We start from the raw sequence: 16,468 nt of genomic DNA, 5'->3' as shown, positions 1-16,468 counted from the left end.
CTAGCGGCGGCGGACATAGACGTGGACCTGGGGGTCGTGCAGGCCCGACTGGGTGCGGCCATAGGTCCGCACCTGGTCGGCGGCGAGGCCCATCGTGCGCATCGACTTCGCCACCTTGTCGGCGTAGCCGGCGGCGCGCTTGGCGTTCATCTTGCCGTCGCGCGAGGTCACGGCGACGACGTCGAAGCGGATGCCGGCATCGCGGTCGACCGCCACCTTGAGCGCCTCGTACAGGGGCTGCTCATAGGCGGGATCGGGCTGGTCGAAGCGGATGGCGACGAAGGGGCGACGGCCGTCGACGCTGGTCGGCTTGAAGCCGGCCGCGGGGGTCGCCACCGGCTTTGCCGCGGCGGGCGCGGCGGCAACGGCGGGAGCGGGCGCGGCGGCGGGCGGAGCGGCGGCGGTCGCAGCCGGGGGAGGGGCGGCCGTCGTGGCAGCGGCGGCGGGTGCCGCGACGGGCCGCGGCGCCGGCCGGCCGGCCGCCGGCTCGGCCCGCGGCGCGGCGGTGCCGGCGCGGACCGCCGCCAGCAGGGTGTCCGACCGGCGGCGCTCGGTTGCCAGCCAGTCGCTCTGGCCGCGGATCTCGGCGGCGAGTTCGTCCCCGGTCTTGTCGAGGGCGGCCGCCGTCTCCGACAGCCCGGCCTGGACCTGACGCGCCTTGGCGGTCTCCTCGGCACTGGCGCCGCCGACGCTGGACAGGCCGCGCGCGGTGTCGGCGAGGAAGCGGCCGCGCGCCCGGTCGGCGCCGAGGTCGGCATCGAGGGCCCGCATCCGCGCCACCGCCTCGTCGACGCGGGCCAGGTGGCTGCGCGCCTCGGTCCATTGGGCGAGGAGCTTGGGGTCGAGCGCGGCGGCGCCGCCCTGGAGGCGCTCGGCGATGTCCTGCACGGTCCCGTTGTAGGCCGCGGTCTCGGCCGCCGCCTGGCCCTTGAGGCGGTCGACGGCCGCTCGGCGCTCGCGTTCGGTCTGGCGCAGCCGCGCGAGGTCGCCCTCCAGCGCCGCTGCCCGCTCGCCGACGAAGCTCCGTCCCGCCTCCGCCCTCGGCGCATCCGGCTTGTTCGAGCCGCCGAAGACGCTCGTCACCTGCTCGACGGTGCTGCAGCCGGAGGCGAGGACGAGGACCAGCGACATCGGGGCGATCCAGGAACGGCCGGGGACGGTCATCACGGCTTCACCTTCTTGGCGACGGGGTTGCCCCGAGCGAATATAGGCAGCGGCGGCGGAACACAACGCCCCTATCGGACTGCCGCGATGCGGAAAAACCCCTGGCCGCCCGGGGTACGGCGCCCGATAGTGGCAAACGCCCGTTCCCCAGGAGGTCGTTCCGATGGCGTTGGCTCTGGTTTCGCGCGCGTCCGATCGCATGACGGAGGCGGAATGGCAGGCGCGGGTCGAACTCGCCGCCTGCTACCGCCTGGTGCATCATTTCGGCTGGTCGGACCTGACCGCGACCCACATCTCGGTGCGCGTGCCCGGGCCGGAGCACCATTTCCTCCTGAACCCCTACGGCTCGCTCTTCGAGGAGATCACCGCCTCCTCGCTGGTCAAGGTCGACCTCGACGGCCGCGTCATCGATCCGCCCGGCGCCGAGGTGATCCCGGCCGGCTTCGTCATCCACTCCGCCATCCACATGGCGGTGCCGGAACTCGCCTGCGTCCTGCACACCCATACGGCCGCCGGCTGCGCCGTCGCGACGCAGCGCGACGGCCTCCTGCCCAACACCCAGCACAGCCTCCTGATCTACGATTCGGTCGCCTATCACGACTTCGAGGGGGCAGCGACGGAGCTCGAGGAGCGCGAGCGCATCGTCGCCGATCTCGGCGACAAGCGGGTGCTGATCCTGCGCAACCACGGGCTCCTGACGGTCGGCCGGACGATCGGGGAGGCCTTCATCTGGATGTACCGCGCCGAGCGCGCCTGCCGGATGCAGCTCGCCTTCCAGGGCGCGGGCGTGCCGGGCTATCTGCTGCCCGATGCGGTGGTCGAGAAGACGATCGAGCAGGGCCGGAAGATCGCGAACAACAACCGCCACCCGGTCGGCTCGCGGGAATGGCCGGCGATGCTGCGGCTCGTCGAGCGGATCGCCCCCGACTACAAGAACTGAGCGCGCCGGCACGCCTCCTGGCCTTCGGGGCGGTCGGGAGATGCCACCGCCGGGAGCACCACCCTGCGTCCGTTCCGGGCCGATCCCTCGGGGGACGCCGGAGCGGGCCGCCGTGTGATAGGCTCCGCCGCGACCGGCGCATCCGGCGCCGCGGCGGGAGGACGGCCATGGACGGGACACGCGAGATCGGGTCAGCGTTGCGCGAGCAGATCGGCGAGGCGGAATGGGCGCTCCGCGTCCAGCTCGCGGCCTGCTACCGCATCATCGACCATCTCGGCTGGACGGAGCTGATCTGGAGCCACACGACCGTTCGCGTGCCCGGGCCGGAGCATCACTTCCTCATCAATCCCTACGGCCTGCGCTACGACGAGGTGACGGCGTCCAACCTCGTGAAGATCGACCTCGACGGCAAGCCGGTCGGGCCGACCGCCCATCTGGTGAACCCGGCCGGCTTCGTCATCCACAGCGCCATCCATCGCGTCCGCGAGGATGCGAAATGCGTGATGCACACCCACACGGTCGCGGGCATGGCGGTGGCCGCGCAGGCCGGCGGCGTGCTCCCGGTCAGCATGTACGCGCTGGGTTTCGACGGCCAGGTCGCCTATCACGATTTCGAGGGACCGAGCCTCGACCTCGGCGAGCGCGACCGGCTGGCCGCCAACCTCGGGAACCGGAACCTGCTCGTCCTGCGCACCCACGGGCTGCTGACCTGCGGCCGCAGCATTCCGGAGGCCTTCGTCTACATGTATCGGCTGCAGCGCGCCTGCGAGATCCAGCTCGCGGCGCAGGCGGGGGGCGGACCGCTGATCGTGCCGCCGGAGGCGGTGCGGCGCGCCAGCGTCGAGAACACCGCGCAGTTCCTGGCGACCGGCGGCGTCGCCACCTTCGGCGAACTCGAGTTCGATGCGCTGGTACGGCTGATGGACCGCAAGGACCCGAGCTTCCGCACCTGAGACCGGCAATGGGCAGGACCGCGAAGGGGCCCGCGGACGAGAACTTCCCGGTCGGATCGTGGCTGCTGGCGCGCGACCGGCGCCCGCACGTCGCGGCCTTCTATGCGTTCGCCCGGACGGCCGACGACGTGGCCGACGATCCGGACCTGCCGGCCGCGGCGAAGCTCGACCGTCTCGACCGGATGGCGGCCGCCCTGGTCGACGGCGGCGACGGCGACGTCGGCGACCGGCTGCGGCGCAGCCTCGCGGCGGCGGGCGTGCCGGCGGCCCACGCACTCGATCTCCTCGACGCCTTCCGCCAGGACGCCCGCCAGGCGCGCCATCCCGACTGGGCCTCGTTGATGGCCTATTGCGACCGCTCGGCGGCGCCGGTCGGCAGGTTCCTTCTCGATCTCCACGGCGAGGCGCGGGCGCGGTGGCCCGCGGCGGATGCCTTGTGTGCCGCGCTCCAGGTGCTGAACCACCTGCAGGACCTGGGCGCCGACCGCCGGCGGCTCGACCGCGTCTACCTGCCGCAGGACTGGCTCGTCGCCGCCGGCGCCGGCGACCGCGACCTCGACCGGCTGGCCTGCACTCCGGCGCTCCGCCGGGTGGTCGACCGCTGTCTCGACGGCGTGGACGGGCTGCTGCGGCGGTCCCGGCCGCTCGCTGCCGGACTGGCGGACCGGCGGCTCGCAGCCGAGGCGGCGGTCATCCAGTGCATCGCCGAGCGCCTGTCGCGGGCCCTCCGCGCGGGCGACCCGCTGGCCCGGCCCGTGCGCCTGGGGCGCGGGGCCTATGGCGTCGCACTGCTGGTCGGGCTCGGCCGCGCCTTCGGCGATCGCGCGTTCCGCCGCGGTGTCGCCGGCGCGGCCGCGCGCCCCGCCGGTCCATGAGCGACGCCGCCGTCCTCGCCGTCGTCCGCGGCTCCGGCAGTTCGTTCTACTGGGCGATGCGCCTGCTGCCGCGCGAGCGGCGGCGGGCGATGTTCGCCATCTACGCCTTCTGCCGCATCGTCGACGACATCGCCGACGGGCCGCTGCCGGTGCCAGACAAGCTGGCCGGGCTCGCCCATTGGCGGCGCCAGATCGAGCGCCTGTTCGCGCCGGGCGCTGCCTTGCCCGACGAGCCGGTGGCGCGCGCGCTGGTCGGCCCGATCCACCGCTTCGACCTCGCCCGCACCGACTTCCTCGCCGTCATCGACGGCATGGAGACGGACGCGGCGCAACCGGTCGTGGCGCCGGGCTGGAGCGAGCTTCGGCAGTATTGCGGTCAGGTCGCGGGGGCGGTCGGTCTCCTCTCCGTGCGCGTGTTCGGGATGCCGGAGCGGGCCGCGCGCCCGCTCTCGGTCGCGCTCGGCGAGGCGGTCCAGCTGACCAACATCCTGCGGGACGTCGCCGACGACGCGCGCGACGGCCGGCTCTACCTGCCGCGGGAGGAACTCGCCCGCGCCGGCCTGCCGCCCGGCCCGCCGGCGGCGGTGCTGCGCGACCCGCGGCTCGCCGCGGCCTGCGAGGCGGTGGCCGCGGTCGCCCGCGAGCGCTTCGAGGCCGCGGTCGCGATGCTGGCCGGGCTGCCGCGGCAGCCGGCGCGGCCGGCACGCATCATGCTGGCCGTCTATCGCCGGCTGCTCGATCGGATGTGCACCCGCGGCTTCCGGTGTCTGGAGCCGCGCGTGCGGCTCGCGGCGGGCGAGCGGCTGTGGATCGCGCTGCGCCACACCTGGTTCTGAGCGGCGGGGCACCGCAGGGATGACGCTGCACGTCGTGGGGGCGGGGCTCGCGGGGCTGGCGGCCGCCGTCGATGCCGTCGGCCGCGGGCGCGCCGTCCGGCTCTACGAGGCGGCGGGTCAGGCCGGCGGCCGCTGCCGCAGCTTCTTCGACCCGACGCTGGGATGCACGGTCGACAACGGCAATCACCTGATGCTGAGCGGCAATCACGCCGTCCGGCGCTTCGCCCGGCGGATCGGCAGCGAGGGGGAACTGGCGATCGCACCGACAGCCCGGTTCGATTTCGTCGATCGCGGCGACGGCCGGCGCTGGTGCCTCGATCTCGGCGCCGGACGGTTCCCCTGGTGGCTGCTGGATGGCCGGCGGCGGGTGCCCCGGACCATCGCGTGGGACTATCTGGCGCTCGCCCGCCTGATGCTGGCCGGCGAGGGCGCGACGGTGGCGGCCGTCGTCGGCGAAGACCATCCGCTCTACGAGCCGCTCGTGGTGCCGCTCGCGATCGCCGTGCTGAACACCCAGCCGACCGAGGGTTCGGCGGCGCTCCTCGGGCGCGTCCTGCGCGAGACGGTTCTGGCCGGCGGCGGCGCCTGCCGCCCGATGCTCGCCCGGCGCTGCCTCGACGCCGCCTTCGCCGACCCCGCCCTGGCATGGCTCGCCGGGCGCTCGGTCCATCCCCGCCTGCACCACCGGCTGCGGGGGCTCGAGTTCGCCGCCGGGCGGGTGGCGGCGCTGCGCTTCGCCGAGGCGACGGTGCCGCTCGGGTCGCACGACGCGGTCGTCCTGGCGGTGCCGCCCTGGGCGGCCGGCGAACTGGTCCCGGGCCTGGCCGTGCCGACGGAGACCCGCGCCATCCTCAACGCCCACTTCCGCGTCGTCGGCGCACCGCCGCCGCCGCCGGCGCCGCTCGGCATCGTCGGCGGCCTGGCGGAATGGGTGTTCGTGCGCGGCGACGTCGTTTCGACGACGACCAGCGCCGCCGATGCCGGGATGGAGGCCGATGCCGACCTGCTCGCCGGGCGCCTGTGGGCGGACGCGGCCTTCGCGCTCGGGCTGGCGGGACCGGTGCCGCCGGTGCGGCTGGTCAAGGAGCGGCGGGCGACCATCGCCCAGACGCCGGCCACGGCGGCGCGCCGTCCGCCGCCCTGGACGGCGTGGCCGAACCTCTTCCTCGCCGGCGACTGGGTCGACGGGCCGCTGCCGGCGACGATCGAGGCGGCGATCCGCTCGGGCGAGCGGGCGGCCGAACTCGCCTGCGGGGTCGAGGGGGCCGAGCCCGGCTAGACGATGCGCGGCGCCAGTTCGCGCATGAGGTCGAGCCACGGCGGCATGCAGCGCGCGAGGTCGTAGCGGGCGATCGCGGTTTCCCGCGCCGCCTGCGCGAGATAGGCGAAGGCCGGCGGGTCGCGCAGCACGTCGACGACGCGGGCGGCGAGGTCGTTGGGGTCGGCGGTATTGGCGAGCAGGCCGTTGTAGCCGTGCTCGATCACTTCCTCGACCGCGGGATTGCGCGCGCCGACGATGACGGCGCCCAGCGACATCGCCTCGATCAGCGACCAGGAGAGCACGAAGGGGCGCGAGGAATAGACATGCGCCGTCGTCACCTGCATCAGGCGGATGAAGTCGGCATAGCGGATGCGGCCGAGGAAATGGACGCGCGGGTCGTTGAGGCCCATGTCGCGCACCAGCGCCGCCCGGTGGCTGCCGCCGCCTTCCGGGTCCGGCCCGTACTGGGCGCGGTCGCCGCCGACGATGACGACCCTGGCGTCCGGCACCTGGCCGAGGATGCGCGGCACGGCATAGAGGAATTCCGGGAAGCCGCGGATCGGCTCCAGCCCGCGGGCGACGTAGGTCACCACCTTGTCGCGCGCCGACAGCATGGTGAGGTCCGGCAACTCGAAACGCGCCAGCGGGTCGGGGTGCAGCCGGCGCGTGTCGACCCCGTCATGAATGACGCGGATCATCGGCTGGTGGGCGGCCGGGAAGGTCGAGCGCTGCCAGTGGGTCGGCGAGACGCCGGCCGCGGCCTGGTCGAGGGCGGCCTGCAGGTGCCATGTCGCCATTGCGTCCGCAGTCGTCCCGGCGCCGCGGAAGAACTCGCAGTAGGCGATCATCGGCACGTCGGGAAAGACCTCGCGCAGCGGCAGGACGCCGCCCCAGCCCGCATGGGCGATGACGAGGCGCGGCTCGAACCCGGAATCGGCGAGTTGGCGCAGCTTGCGGCCGGCGGCGCGCGCGTGGCCCAGCAGGTTGGCGACCGGCTGCAGCGCCCGGTCCCCCGGCGTGCCGACCGTGTCCGGCCGGTAGAACTGCTTGTCGACGATGGTGAAGGCGGAATTGTCCTGGACCGCGAGGAACGTGCTGCGCGGGCGCACGCGCGGGGCCAGATGCTGGATCAGGTTGAGGAACTGCCCGGGAACGCTGTGGTGAATGTAGAGGATCGACATCCGTCCTCGGCGCGCTCCGGCAATGGGGAAGGAATTGGACCCTGCACCGGGCCTCGGCGGATTTCTACCTCGGATTCGTTATCATCGGGAGAGGGGATGACGCAGGCGCATGACGGAAGGATTGCCGCAGCCGCCGCGCGGCCTACGCCGGGCCGAGCCGGCCCGGCGCGATCCATCCTTCAATTGAAGGATGCGATGTCCCGCACGCCATAAGAATATGATCGCAGGGATTTTCGTTCCGATCTGCAATGGCCGATCTCACGGACAGCGTGCCTCGACGGGCTGATCGGACAGATCTATGCCGCCGCCGACGGCAGCGCCGCCTGGGCCGAGGCGATCGAGGCGCGGCGAGTCGCCTTCGTGGCAAAGTGCGACATCCTGCACGGGGGCGAGGAGGATGGGCAGTACGTCATGATCGGGCGGACGCACCTCCCGCACGAGGTGATGCGGCCCTATGCCGAATACTGGCACGTCCATGATCCGTGGATGAGCGCCGCCGCCCGGCATCCGGCCGGGCGTGCCTACAGCGGCCGGACGCTCGTGCCCTTCGCCGACATGCGGCGGTCGGCCTTCTGTGCGGAATGGATGGGACCGGTGCTCGGTACCGGCCCGACGCTCCGCCTGCTGCAGGCGACCGGCCGCGACGGCCATGACCGCCGGCATCTGGAAGCGATGCAGCGCCGTCTGCCCCATGGCGACCCTTGCGGCCGGCATCCGGCCGGAGGAGATCGCCGCGGCCCGCGGGGTCCGGGTGTCGACGGTGCGAACCCAGGTGGCGCAGATCTTCGCCAAGACCGGCACCGCCGGCCAGGCCGCGTTCGTCCGGCTGGCGGCATCCCTGGCGCCGCTCGCGCAGCGGTGAGGCGGCATCGCGGGCCGTTCCCGGAGGATATTCCGACGGCGAAATCCATCCCGGTGTCGGCGAGGTCGAGGGCCTTCGCCACCAGGTTCTCGTCCTCGATGGTCACGGTCGGCAGCCCGGCGAAGTCGCGGGGTGGGCCTCGCGCGCGGTCGGCGCTCGGCCAGGCGACATCCCCTCGGGGCTCGACAAGCCGGGCCGGGTGCTGGCAGAGAAGGGCGTTCCCCGATCCCGCCATCTCCTGACCAAGGTTGTCGGTGCCTGTGCATTCCGAGGCCGGCCGACCGGCCCTCATCCTCGCGTCCTCCTCGCCGCGCCGGCTCGACCTGCTGCGCCAGGTTGGGCTGGTCCCCGACCGCGTCGACCCGGCCGATATCGACGAGACCCCGCTCCGCGGCGAGTTGCCGGCGGGCCATGCCGTGCGGCTGGCGCGGGCCAAGGCGGCGGCGGTCGCCGTCCGCCATCCGGGCGCCTGGGTGCTGGCGGCCGACACCGTCGTCGCCTGCGGCCGCCGCATCCTGCCCAAAGCCGACGACGAGGCAACGGCGCGGCGCTGCCTCGAGCTGCTGTCGGGCCGTCGCCACCGCGTCCATGGCGGCATCGCGCTCATGGGCCCGGACGGCCGGCTGACCCATCGCCACGTCGAGACCGCGGTCCTCTTCAAGCAGCTCACGGCCGCGGAGATCGCCGGCTATCTCGCCCACGGGGAATGGCGCGGCAAGGCGGGCGGCTACGCCATCCAGGGCCGGGCGGCGCTCTTCGTGCGCGGCATTGTCGGCTCCTACCCCAATGTCGTCGGCCTCGCGCTCTTCGAGACGGCGGCGATGCTGCGCGGGCGCGGCTTCCCGCTCGAGCCATGACGGCGGCAATCGACCGCATCCTCGTCGACCATGTCCCGGGGGAGACCCGAGCGGCGATAATGGCCGGCGGCCGTCTCGTCGACCTCCACATCCGCCGCGGCGATCCGGCGCATGGGCCGGGCGCGATCCATCTCGGCCGCGTCGCCCAGGTGGTCGCCGGCTTCGACGGCGCCTTCGTCGATATCGGGCTCGAGCAGGCGGCCTTCCTGCGCCTGTCCGACGCGGCGCAGCCGCCCGCTCCGGGCGACCTGCTCGTCGTCCAGGTCGTGCGCGCGGCCGGCGGTGAGATGGGGCTGGGCGTCACCGCCCGGCCGCGCCTCGCCGGCCGGCTGCTCGACTGGACGCCCGGCCGGCCGGGCCTGCGCCCCGCCCGCGGCGCACCGCTGCCGCCGGGGGTGGCGCTGGCGGACGGCGAGGGGGCGGAGCTGAAGTGCCAGGCCGAGGCGGAGGCGGTCGCGGCCGAGATCGCGGCGCTGCGGGCGGAATGGGCGGCGCTGCTGCAGCGGGCGGGCGCGGCCAGCGCCCCCGCGCCGCTGGCGCCGCCGCCGGAGCCCTGGGTGGCGGCGCTGCTCGCCGCCGGCGCCGACGTCCGTTTCGCCGACCGCAGGTCGTGGCAGGCGGCGACGGCCCTGGTGCGGCAGCGATGGCCCGACCTCGCCCAGCGCCTCGTCCTCGATCCCGCCGGCTGGCGGCTCTTCGACGAGGCCGGCGTCGAGGAGCAGATCGCGGCCGCGCTCGCGCGCCGGGTTCCCCTGCCGGGCGGCGGCGAACTCGTGATCGACGAGGTCGAGGCGGCGACGCTGGTCGACGTCGATGCCGGCCCGTCGCGGGCGGCGCCGGGGGCGATCAACCGCAAGGCCGTGCCGGCACTGGCCGCCCAGCTTCGCCTGCGCGCCATCGGCGGCCAGATCCTGGTCGACTTCGTGCGCGAGGGCGGCGCCAAGTCGCGCGAGGCCCTGGCGGCGGCGCTGCGTGCCGCCGTCACGGGCGATCCCGATCCGGTCGAGATCGCCGGCTGGTCGCGTCTGGGGCTGCTGGAGATGACGCGGCGGCGGTCGCGGCCGTCGCTGGCGAGCCTCCTGTCGGCGCCGTCCCGGGCCGAGCCGTCGTCGCTCGCCCGCGGCTATGATGCGCTGCGGGCCGCCGCCCGGGCCGCGGCAGGGCCGGCGGTGGCGGCCGTGGTGGTCGCGGCCGGCCGCGAGGTCGAGACCGTGCTGCGCGGCCCGCTGGCGGCCGATCTGTCGCGGCTGGCCGAGCAGGCGGGCGTCGCCATCCGCGTCGAGCCGGCGCCGGCGCTGGGCGACCGCGACTTCCATGCCACGGCCGGCCGCCCGTGAGGAAGGAGCCATCGATGCCCGAACCGACCGCCTGCCCGATCTGCGGCCGCCCGGTGACGGCGGCGCACCGTCCGTTCTGTTCGGCCCGGTGCCGCCAGGTCGACCTCGGCCGCTGGCTGGGCGAGACCTATCGCATCCCGGCCGTCGAAACCGACGAGTCCGACGAGCCAGGGCCGGATGAGGCGGAGCCCGCTCCGGACGGCCCGACCCGCGGATGACGCGGGGCGGCAGCGCCTTCCGGGCCGCCCCGGAATCGAGCGCGTCGGTGCTGGACAGGCCGGGCGAACTTCCCTATAAGCCCCGTCTCGCGCCGGGCACTCGCCCCGGCCCCGGTGCCCAGGTAGCTCAGTTGGTAGAGCAGCGGACTGAAAATCCGCGTGTCGGTGGTTCAAATCCGCCCCTGGGCACCATTTTTCCCCTTGGTTTTCAGCTACTAGCCCCCGCCCCCTAGTAGGGGCGCTTGGTGGTCTTCCATCGGGGTCCGCACGGTTCTTCATCATCCGTTCTCATCCTGTTTTCTCCTCCCACGCGGCGACCGCCTTCTGGGCCGATAGCTTGCGCTTGGCGTCACGCGAATAGGTGCTCGGCCATGGTCGTCGACCGCTGGCCCAGGTAGGCCGTGATCGTCGCCGTGTCGAAGCCGAGTTCGGCCAGGACCGTGCCAGTCGTGTGCCGCAGCCCGTTGAAGGTCAGGCCGTCGCCGATCTCGCCTTTCGGATTCAGGTGGCGCAGGAGCCGGAAGAACGACGCCGGGAAACCTGAGCCGGTGTAGGGTTTGCCGCCCTCGCCGATCGCGACCACCGGCGACGGCTGCGCGTGAGACTAAGAACCTCGCGCAGGCACGGAACCACTGTATCTGGACTACGTGACGGCGAGCGAATCTCCCTGGCGCAGGCGGGGGACGAGTCCAGGAGCGACTGCGGCATGGATGCCATTGCTGGCCGCTGCCAGAACGGCCTCAATCTCGGCGTACGACCTTGGCCGGCTTGCGCGCAGCGCCACCGTCCGCGGTCTGTCCCGGGCCGAAACTGTCGTTTGGCTTGAATACGGCAGTTCATCTTTCCAATATTCGACATAGGTAATTTCGGACTAGGTTAACCATCTTCGTGCAATGTACAGCTAAAAAAAGCTTTAAGCGCATTGAATACGCCTAATCTATTTCCATCAAAATATCCGGGAGTATTTGGTGATGACACGACGACCGCCGCGGCTAGTCAGGGATCTCGATGACGATCCTCCAACGGTCGCCGAATACTTAGAGGCATTGCAGCAGGTGTGGCCGACGCGTCGGAATCCGGACGAGGATTTGGCCATGCTCCGGGCGCAGGTGTTGCGGGGTGGGCGGATCACGGCGGCAGAATTGGCCGACGACATGGGCTATTCGAATTTCATAGCTGCCAACGGGCGGTATGGCCGCCTCGGGCACGCGATCGCTGACGCCCTCGGAATCGGCGCCGGTCGAGAGGGCGGCTGGTACGGTGCCATAAGCCTGTCCTGGAGTGTCCGCGAGCACCGCGGCGGTCGGACAGGGTTTGTCTGGGAGCTACGACCGACATTCGAACGCGCGCTTCAGCAGTTTCCTCCAACGCGCGGGATATACGATCGTGTCCAGCTGCCCGTTTCGGTTGTGACTAACGCGGACGTGCCGGAGGAAGATGTGTTAGCGGCATTGGACGACGATTTCACGCTGGCGGCCAAGGAGGGTGGTTGCCGGGTCGCAAGTCGGACCATCCGGATCCGCTCGGCGTTGGTGGCGCAACAATTTGTCGCCGACCGCGAAGGCAGGGGTACGTTCGTCTGCGACGAGTGCGGGTTCGATCCGGAACCGCTTGCGCGCAAGGCGGAGATACCCGTGCGATCCTTGATGGACGTCCACCATCGTGACCCGCTGGCCGAGGGGCGACGCCTGACGACCTGTAACGACTTCGAGCTGTTGTGTCCGACCTGTCATCGGCTTCGGCACGCTGTAATGCGGACCGTCGCCAACCGAGCGGAGAATGGCGGCTGATAGGCTGGTCGTTGCCAGCATTGCACGTTGCGTTCTTGCGCGCTTGACGATACGGACCCGATGCTGGCGGAGGTCGCCCTGAGGTTGGATGAAGTAGTCAGGGACTACGTCAACCGATGCTCTAGGGGCGTCGCGGCAGGGCTATGAAGGCAAGCGCAGCAGTCCTGGTTGGAGCGTCTTCGCTGTTGGGGCTGCGCGCGCCGGCACCTGAATCGGCAGGTGTTGTGGCGCTGGAGGCGCTGGACAGCGGGCGTTTCCTGAACCAGAAGCGCGGCGCCGAACCACTGATCGGCCTCGTGCCTTTGGCGCGTCTTCGGGCATCCGTCAGGAGTTGCTGGGGGAGTCTCTCTCCACCCCTGGGCGCCTCCTCGCCCGCCACCTGATTGTGTATTCGGCGCAGGTGACAGCAGCGCCGCCTCCGGCTAGCGTCGCGGTGTCGTCGTTCGTCGACAGAGCCAGCCCCGACCGCGGATTCCGCCATGACCATCGCCGATACCGAACTGCTCGCCCGTCTGGGCGGGGACCAGCCGCTCGACGCCGACCTGACGGCGGCGCGCGACGCCTTGCTGGCACGGCAGGCGGCGATCGGGGATGCGCGCTTCGCCGGGGCCGTCGGCGGCACGGTCGAGATCCTGCGCGACCGGGCGGGCGTGCCGCACGTCTTCGCCGGCAACCGGGCAGACCTCTGGTACGGGGTCGGCGTCGCCATGGCCCAGGACCGGCTGTGGCAGATGGACCGGCTGCGGCGCCGGGCCCTCGGCCGCCAGGCCGAGGTCTTGGGGCCGAAGTACTTGGCGAGCGACATCGCCCATCGCACCGTCGGCATCGACCGCATCGCCGCATGGCAGCCGGCCCGCATCGACGGCGAGACCCATGCGGCGGTGGCGGCCTTCGTCGCCGGCATCAACCGCCAGATCGACCGCTTCGGCGCCGACCTGCCGATCGAGTTCCGCCTGCTCGGCTACCGGCCGGAACCGTTCACCGTCGGCTGCGTGGTGGCGATCGCCCGCGGCATCTGGTGGTCGCTCAACGGCCGCATCGACCGGCTGATGGCGGCCGAGGCCGCGCGTTTCCTGCCGGAGGCGGTGCGCCAGGCGTACCTGACGCCGGAAGGGTCGGAGAACCTGGTGCTGCCCGACGGCGGCTCGCTCGCCGCCGGCAGCGACGACCAGACCGGCAGCAACAACTGGGCGGTCGCGGGCGGGCACGCGCCGCACGGCAAGGCGCTGCTGGCGGGCGATCCGCACCAGCCCTTCTGGGTCCCGTCCTCCTGGTACGAGTACGGGCTGCACCTGCCCGGCTTCGACGCCGCCGGCTGCGGCCATCCGGGCTTCCCCGGCCTGTGGTGGGGGAGCAACGGCACCGTCGCCTGGAGCCTGACCAACAACATGGCCTCGACCCGCGATCTCTACCGCGAGGAGGTCGACCCGAACGATCCGGGCCGCTATCGCGACGGCGACGTGTGGCGCCGGTTCGAGGAGCGCCGGATCGAAATCCCGGTCCGCGGTGCCGCGCCGCACGCCCTCACCATCCGCTCGACGGTGCGCGGGCCCGTCGTCAACGCCCTGGTGCCGGCGCTCGCCGAGGGCGGCGAGCCGCCCCTGTCGCTGCGCTGGGTCGGCCACGAGCCGATGGACGACCTGCGCGCCAGCATGGCGATCGCCCATGCGACGGACTGGCGCGCCTTCCGGGCCGCACTCCGCGACTGGTCGGTCGCCGTCTTCAACTTCGTCTATGCCGACGCCGTGGGCAATGTCGGCTACCAGATGGCCGGCCGTATCCCGGTGCGCGGCCGCATTACCTATGGCCTGCGCGACGCCGCCGAGGCTGCCGACCGCTGGACCGGCTACATTCCCTTCGACGGCCTGCCGCATGCCTACAACCCGGCGCGCGGCTATGTCGCCAGCGCCAACCAGCGCATCGTGCCGGCCGACTACCCGCACCCGATCTACGGCGCCTATTCCCAGGCCCACCGCGGCATCCGCATCGATCAGGCCTTCGCGGGCGGGCCCGGCGGGCGCGATGCGACGATCGCGCTGCAGAACGACGTCAAGAACGTGCGCGCGGAGCGGCTCTGCCCGGGCATCCTGGCGGTGCTCGCCGGCAGCGACGATCCCGACGCGGCGCTGCTGTCGCGGCTGCTCGCCGGCTGGGACTGCCGCTACGGGCTGGAGAGCGCCGGGCCGACGGCGTTCGAGACCTTCATGTACCATTGGCAGCGCCGGGTCCTGGCACGGCACATGCCCGAGCGTCTGCTCGACCTGACGGTGCAGCAGACCGGGCTCTGCGTCGCGCTGCTGGCGGACCCGGACACCGCCTATTTCGCCGAGGGCACGCCGGCGGCGGCGGTCGCCGCGGCGCGCGACGCAGTGGCCGCACTGCGCCGCCGCCTCGGTGACGATCCCGCCGGCTGGACCTGGGGCCGGGTCCATGTGGCGCACTGGCCGCATCCGCTGTCGGGGCCGGCCAATGCCGACGCCTTCGATGTCGGTCCGGCGGCCGTCGCCGGCGGTTCGCACACCGTTGCCAATACCGGCGGCGAACTGCCGCCGCACGGCGCCTCGTCGGGCGCGGAGTACCGCATCGTCGTCGACTTCGCCGCGCCGCGGAGTTTCCTGGCGGTGCAGAACATCGGCAATTCCGGCGTTCCCGGCAGCCCCCACTATCGCGACCAGTTCGACGACTGGCGCCTCGGTCGCTACCACACGATCCATCTCGACCGCGCGCCGGTCGCGGCGGCGGCGGAGAGCCGGACGGTGATCGAGCCCGGGTGAGGCGCCGGATTCAGCTGCTGCGGCCGCCGCCCGGAATGAGCGGGCGGCCGAGCAGGTAGCCCTGGAGGAGGTCGACGCCGGCATTCACCACCCAGGCGCGTTCGGCCTCGGTCTCGATGCCCTCGGCGACCGACAGCGCGCCGACGTCGCGCGCGATGCCGATCAGGTGTCCGACGACGCTCTGCCGGTAGCGGTCGCGGTCGACCCCGCGCACCAGCTCCATGTCGATCTTGATGACGTCGGGCTGGACCTCGAGCAGCATGCTGAGCCCGGCGAACCCGGCGCCGACATCGTCGAGCGCGACGCGGAACCCGGCCTCGCGATAGAACCGCAGGATCCGCCGGAGAAGCTCGCGATCGGAGACTTCGCCGCTCTCGGTGACCTCGAAGATGACGTCGGCCGGGCGCAGGCCCAGGCGGCGGACATGCTCCTCGGTCTCGCGCAGGGCAAACATCGGGTCGTGGCTGTTCGTCGGGTCGAAGTTGACGAAGATCGCGCCCGAACCGGCGCGCGCATGGGTGTCGAGCGCCAGCCGCCGGGCGACCATGTCGACCGTGTAGAGCAGGCCGGTTTCCCCGGCGGCGGCGAAAAGGGGCCCGGCGGGGATCACGGTGCCGTCCGGCTCGCGACCGCGCAGCAGCGCCTCGTGGCCGAAGAGGCTGCGATCGGGAAGGTAGATCGGCTGCAGCGCCGAGAAGAGGCGGTTTCCCTCGATCAGCTCGACCAGCCGGAGGCCGTCGACGACGGCGACGAGCTGGTCGACCGACAGGGTGCCGAGATACTCGCCCAGCGTCGGCTCGTTGTCGGCGGGCAGTACCAGAGCGCGCGAGTGGGCGCGCTCCTGGGAGCTCAGTTCGCGGGTCAGGCGGGCGCAGACGAGCCGGAGTTCGGCCGGCGTGGCCTCGAACGAGATGCAGCGCGGGCCGGGGCCGGCAGCGAGCGCCAGCGCCTCGCCGGCGATGCCGGCCCGCGCCTTCTCGAAAGTGAAGGCGGTCGGGAAGGACAGGAAGACGCGATTGCGTTCGCGCACCATCTCCCGGATCCGCTGGCACTCCATGCTTCGCATCTGGGCCCCGTGCCTGCCCCTCTCCTCGGTCGACCGCGGCTGACACGCGGTCGCGCGACAGTGTTCTCCCTGGCGGCCGGCGGATCAAGCTTCGTCGGGCGAAACGGCATTGTTCGGGGATGCGGTGACCCGGGCCAGCGTGTGTTCCAGCTCCGTCCAGGAGATCGGCTTGTCGACGCAGTCGGTCATGCCGGCGGCGAGATAGGTCTGCCGCGCCCCGGTCAGCACGTTGGCGGTGAGCGCGATGATCGGGACCGTGCGTTCGGGGCCCGGCAGCGCGCGGATGCGCCGCGTCGCTTCGATGCCGTCCATGACCGGCATCTGGATGTCCATGAGGACGGCGTCGAAGCGCTC

Annotated in this window: 17 protein-coding genes and 1 tRNA gene; 12 read left to right on the top strand and 6 right to left on the bottom strand. The window is 72.5% G+C overall.

Annotation, left to right across the window (positions count from 1 at the left end):
• Positions 1-1,164, bottom strand: a complete 1,164-nt coding sequence (locus ACE3Q3_RS18290; protein WP_374448522.1) for a hypothetical protein — start codon at positions 1,162-1,164, stop codon at positions 1-3.
• A gap of 163 nt (positions 1,165-1,327) precedes the next feature.
• Here ACE3Q3_RS18290 and ACE3Q3_RS18285 point away from each other — a divergent pair, with 163 nt between their 5' ends.
• The 5 genes from ACE3Q3_RS18285 (at position 1,328) to hpnE (ending at position 6,047) form a co-directional block, all read left to right on the top strand.
• Positions 1,328-2,104 (top strand): class II aldolase/adducin family protein, encoded by a 777-nt coding sequence (locus ACE3Q3_RS18285; RefSeq protein WP_374448521.1) that lies wholly within the window; start codon positions 1,328-1,330, stop codon positions 2,102-2,104.
• A 167-nt stretch (positions 2,105-2,271) separates the two neighbouring features.
• Complete coding sequence (locus tag ACE3Q3_RS18280) at positions 2,272-3,057, top strand: class II aldolase/adducin family protein (RefSeq protein ID WP_374448518.1); 786 nt, start codon at positions 2,272-2,274, stop codon at positions 3,055-3,057.
• Positions 3,058-3,065: 8 nt separating this feature from the next.
• Positions 3,066-3,932 carry a squalene synthase HpnC gene (gene hpnC / locus ACE3Q3_RS18275; RefSeq protein ID WP_374448516.1) on the top strand — a complete coding sequence of 289 codons (867 nt, stop codon included), beginning with the start codon at positions 3,066-3,068 and terminating at the stop codon, positions 3,930-3,932.
• Entirely contained in the window at positions 3,929-4,768 is an 840-nt protein-coding gene (hpnD, locus tag ACE3Q3_RS18270; protein WP_374448513.1) for a presqualene diphosphate synthase HpnD, read from the top strand. Before hpnC ends, hpnD begins: the two co-directional genes overlap by 4 nt.
• A gap of 19 nt (positions 4,769-4,787) precedes the next feature.
• Entirely contained in the window at positions 4,788-6,047 is a 1,260-nt protein-coding gene (gene hpnE / locus ACE3Q3_RS18265) for a hydroxysqualene dehydroxylase HpnE (protein ID WP_374448511.1), read from the top strand.
• Here the strand turns inward: hpnE and ACE3Q3_RS18260 are convergent.
• Both ACE3Q3_RS18260 and ACE3Q3_RS18255 read right to left on the bottom strand, forming a co-directional pair.
• On the bottom strand, positions 6,044-7,210 hold the full coding sequence (locus tag ACE3Q3_RS18260) for a glycosyltransferase (RefSeq protein WP_374448509.1): 1,167 nt from the start codon (positions 7,208-7,210) through the stop codon (positions 6,044-6,046). The genes hpnE and ACE3Q3_RS18260 overlap by 4 nt on opposite strands.
• Before the next feature lie 258 nt (positions 7,211-7,468).
• Positions 7,469-7,903, bottom strand: a complete 435-nt coding sequence (locus ACE3Q3_RS18255; RefSeq protein ID WP_374448508.1) for a hypothetical protein — start codon at positions 7,901-7,903, stop codon at positions 7,469-7,471.
• On the opposite strand from ACE3Q3_RS18255, the gene ACE3Q3_RS18250 reads away from it, so the two are divergent.
• The 5 genes from ACE3Q3_RS18250 (at position 7,902) to ACE3Q3_RS18230 (ending at position 10,676) form a co-directional block, all read left to right on the top strand.
• A complete protein-coding gene (locus ACE3Q3_RS18250) occupies positions 7,902-8,072 on the top strand; it encodes a hypothetical protein (protein WP_374448506.1) in 171 nt (56 codons plus the stop codon). The genes ACE3Q3_RS18255 and ACE3Q3_RS18250 overlap by 2 nt on opposite strands.
• 260 nt (positions 8,073-8,332) lie before the next feature.
• Positions 8,333-8,929: a nucleoside triphosphate pyrophosphatase gene (locus ACE3Q3_RS18245; RefSeq protein WP_374448524.1), complete on the top strand. Its 597-nt coding sequence runs from the start codon at positions 8,333-8,335 to the stop codon at positions 8,927-8,929.
• The gene (locus ACE3Q3_RS18240) at positions 8,926-10,266 is read left to right on the top strand and encodes a ribonuclease E/G (RefSeq protein ID WP_374448505.1); all 1,341 of its coding nucleotides are present in this window, start codon (positions 8,926-8,928) and stop codon (positions 10,264-10,266) included. The genes ACE3Q3_RS18245 and ACE3Q3_RS18240 overlap by 4 nt, the downstream gene beginning before the upstream one ends.
• A 14-nt stretch (positions 10,267-10,280) precedes the next feature.
• The gene (locus ACE3Q3_RS18235; protein WP_374448503.1) at positions 10,281-10,484 is read left to right on the top strand and encodes a DNA gyrase inhibitor YacG; all 204 of its coding nucleotides are present in this window, start codon (positions 10,281-10,283) and stop codon (positions 10,482-10,484) included.
• Between the two features lie 116 nt (positions 10,485-10,600).
• Positions 10,601-10,676 (top strand) — tRNA-Phe (locus ACE3Q3_RS18230).
• Between the two features lie 157 nt (positions 10,677-10,833).
• Here the strand turns inward: ACE3Q3_RS18230 and ACE3Q3_RS18225 are convergent.
• A complete protein-coding gene (locus ACE3Q3_RS18225; RefSeq protein WP_374448501.1) occupies positions 10,834-11,067 on the bottom strand; it encodes a hypothetical protein in 234 nt (77 codons plus the stop codon).
• Between the two features lie 388 nt (positions 11,068-11,455).
• Between ACE3Q3_RS18225 and ACE3Q3_RS18220 the strand changes: the two genes are divergently transcribed.
• Positions 11,456-12,274, top strand: a complete 819-nt coding sequence (locus ACE3Q3_RS18220) for an HNH endonuclease (protein ID WP_374448498.1) — start codon at positions 11,456-11,458, stop codon at positions 12,272-12,274.
• A 479-nt stretch (positions 12,275-12,753) separates the two neighbouring features.
• On the top strand, positions 12,754-15,048 hold the full coding sequence (locus ACE3Q3_RS18215; protein ID WP_374448496.1) for a penicillin acylase family protein: 2,295 nt from the start codon (positions 12,754-12,756) through the stop codon (positions 15,046-15,048).
• A 10-nt stretch (positions 15,049-15,058) separates the two neighbouring features.
• Here ACE3Q3_RS18215 and ACE3Q3_RS18210 read toward each other — a convergent pair whose 3' ends face one another.
• Positions 15,059-16,105 (bottom strand): EAL domain-containing protein, encoded by a 1,047-nt coding sequence (locus ACE3Q3_RS18210; RefSeq protein ID WP_374448494.1) that lies wholly within the window; start codon positions 16,103-16,105, stop codon positions 15,059-15,061.
• A 93-nt stretch (positions 16,106-16,198) separates the two neighbouring features.
• Positions 16,199-16,468, bottom strand: a 270-nt coding sequence (locus ACE3Q3_RS18205) for a response regulator (protein WP_374448492.1), incomplete at its 5' end; no start/stop codon positions are given.

Origin of the sequence: Allostella sp. (assembly GCF_041913585.1) — a bacterium.
Taxonomy (GTDB): domain Bacteria; phylum Pseudomonadota; class Alphaproteobacteria; order ATCC43930; family Allostellaceae; genus Allostella.
This window is presented reverse-complemented; position numbering and strand designations above follow the sequence as displayed.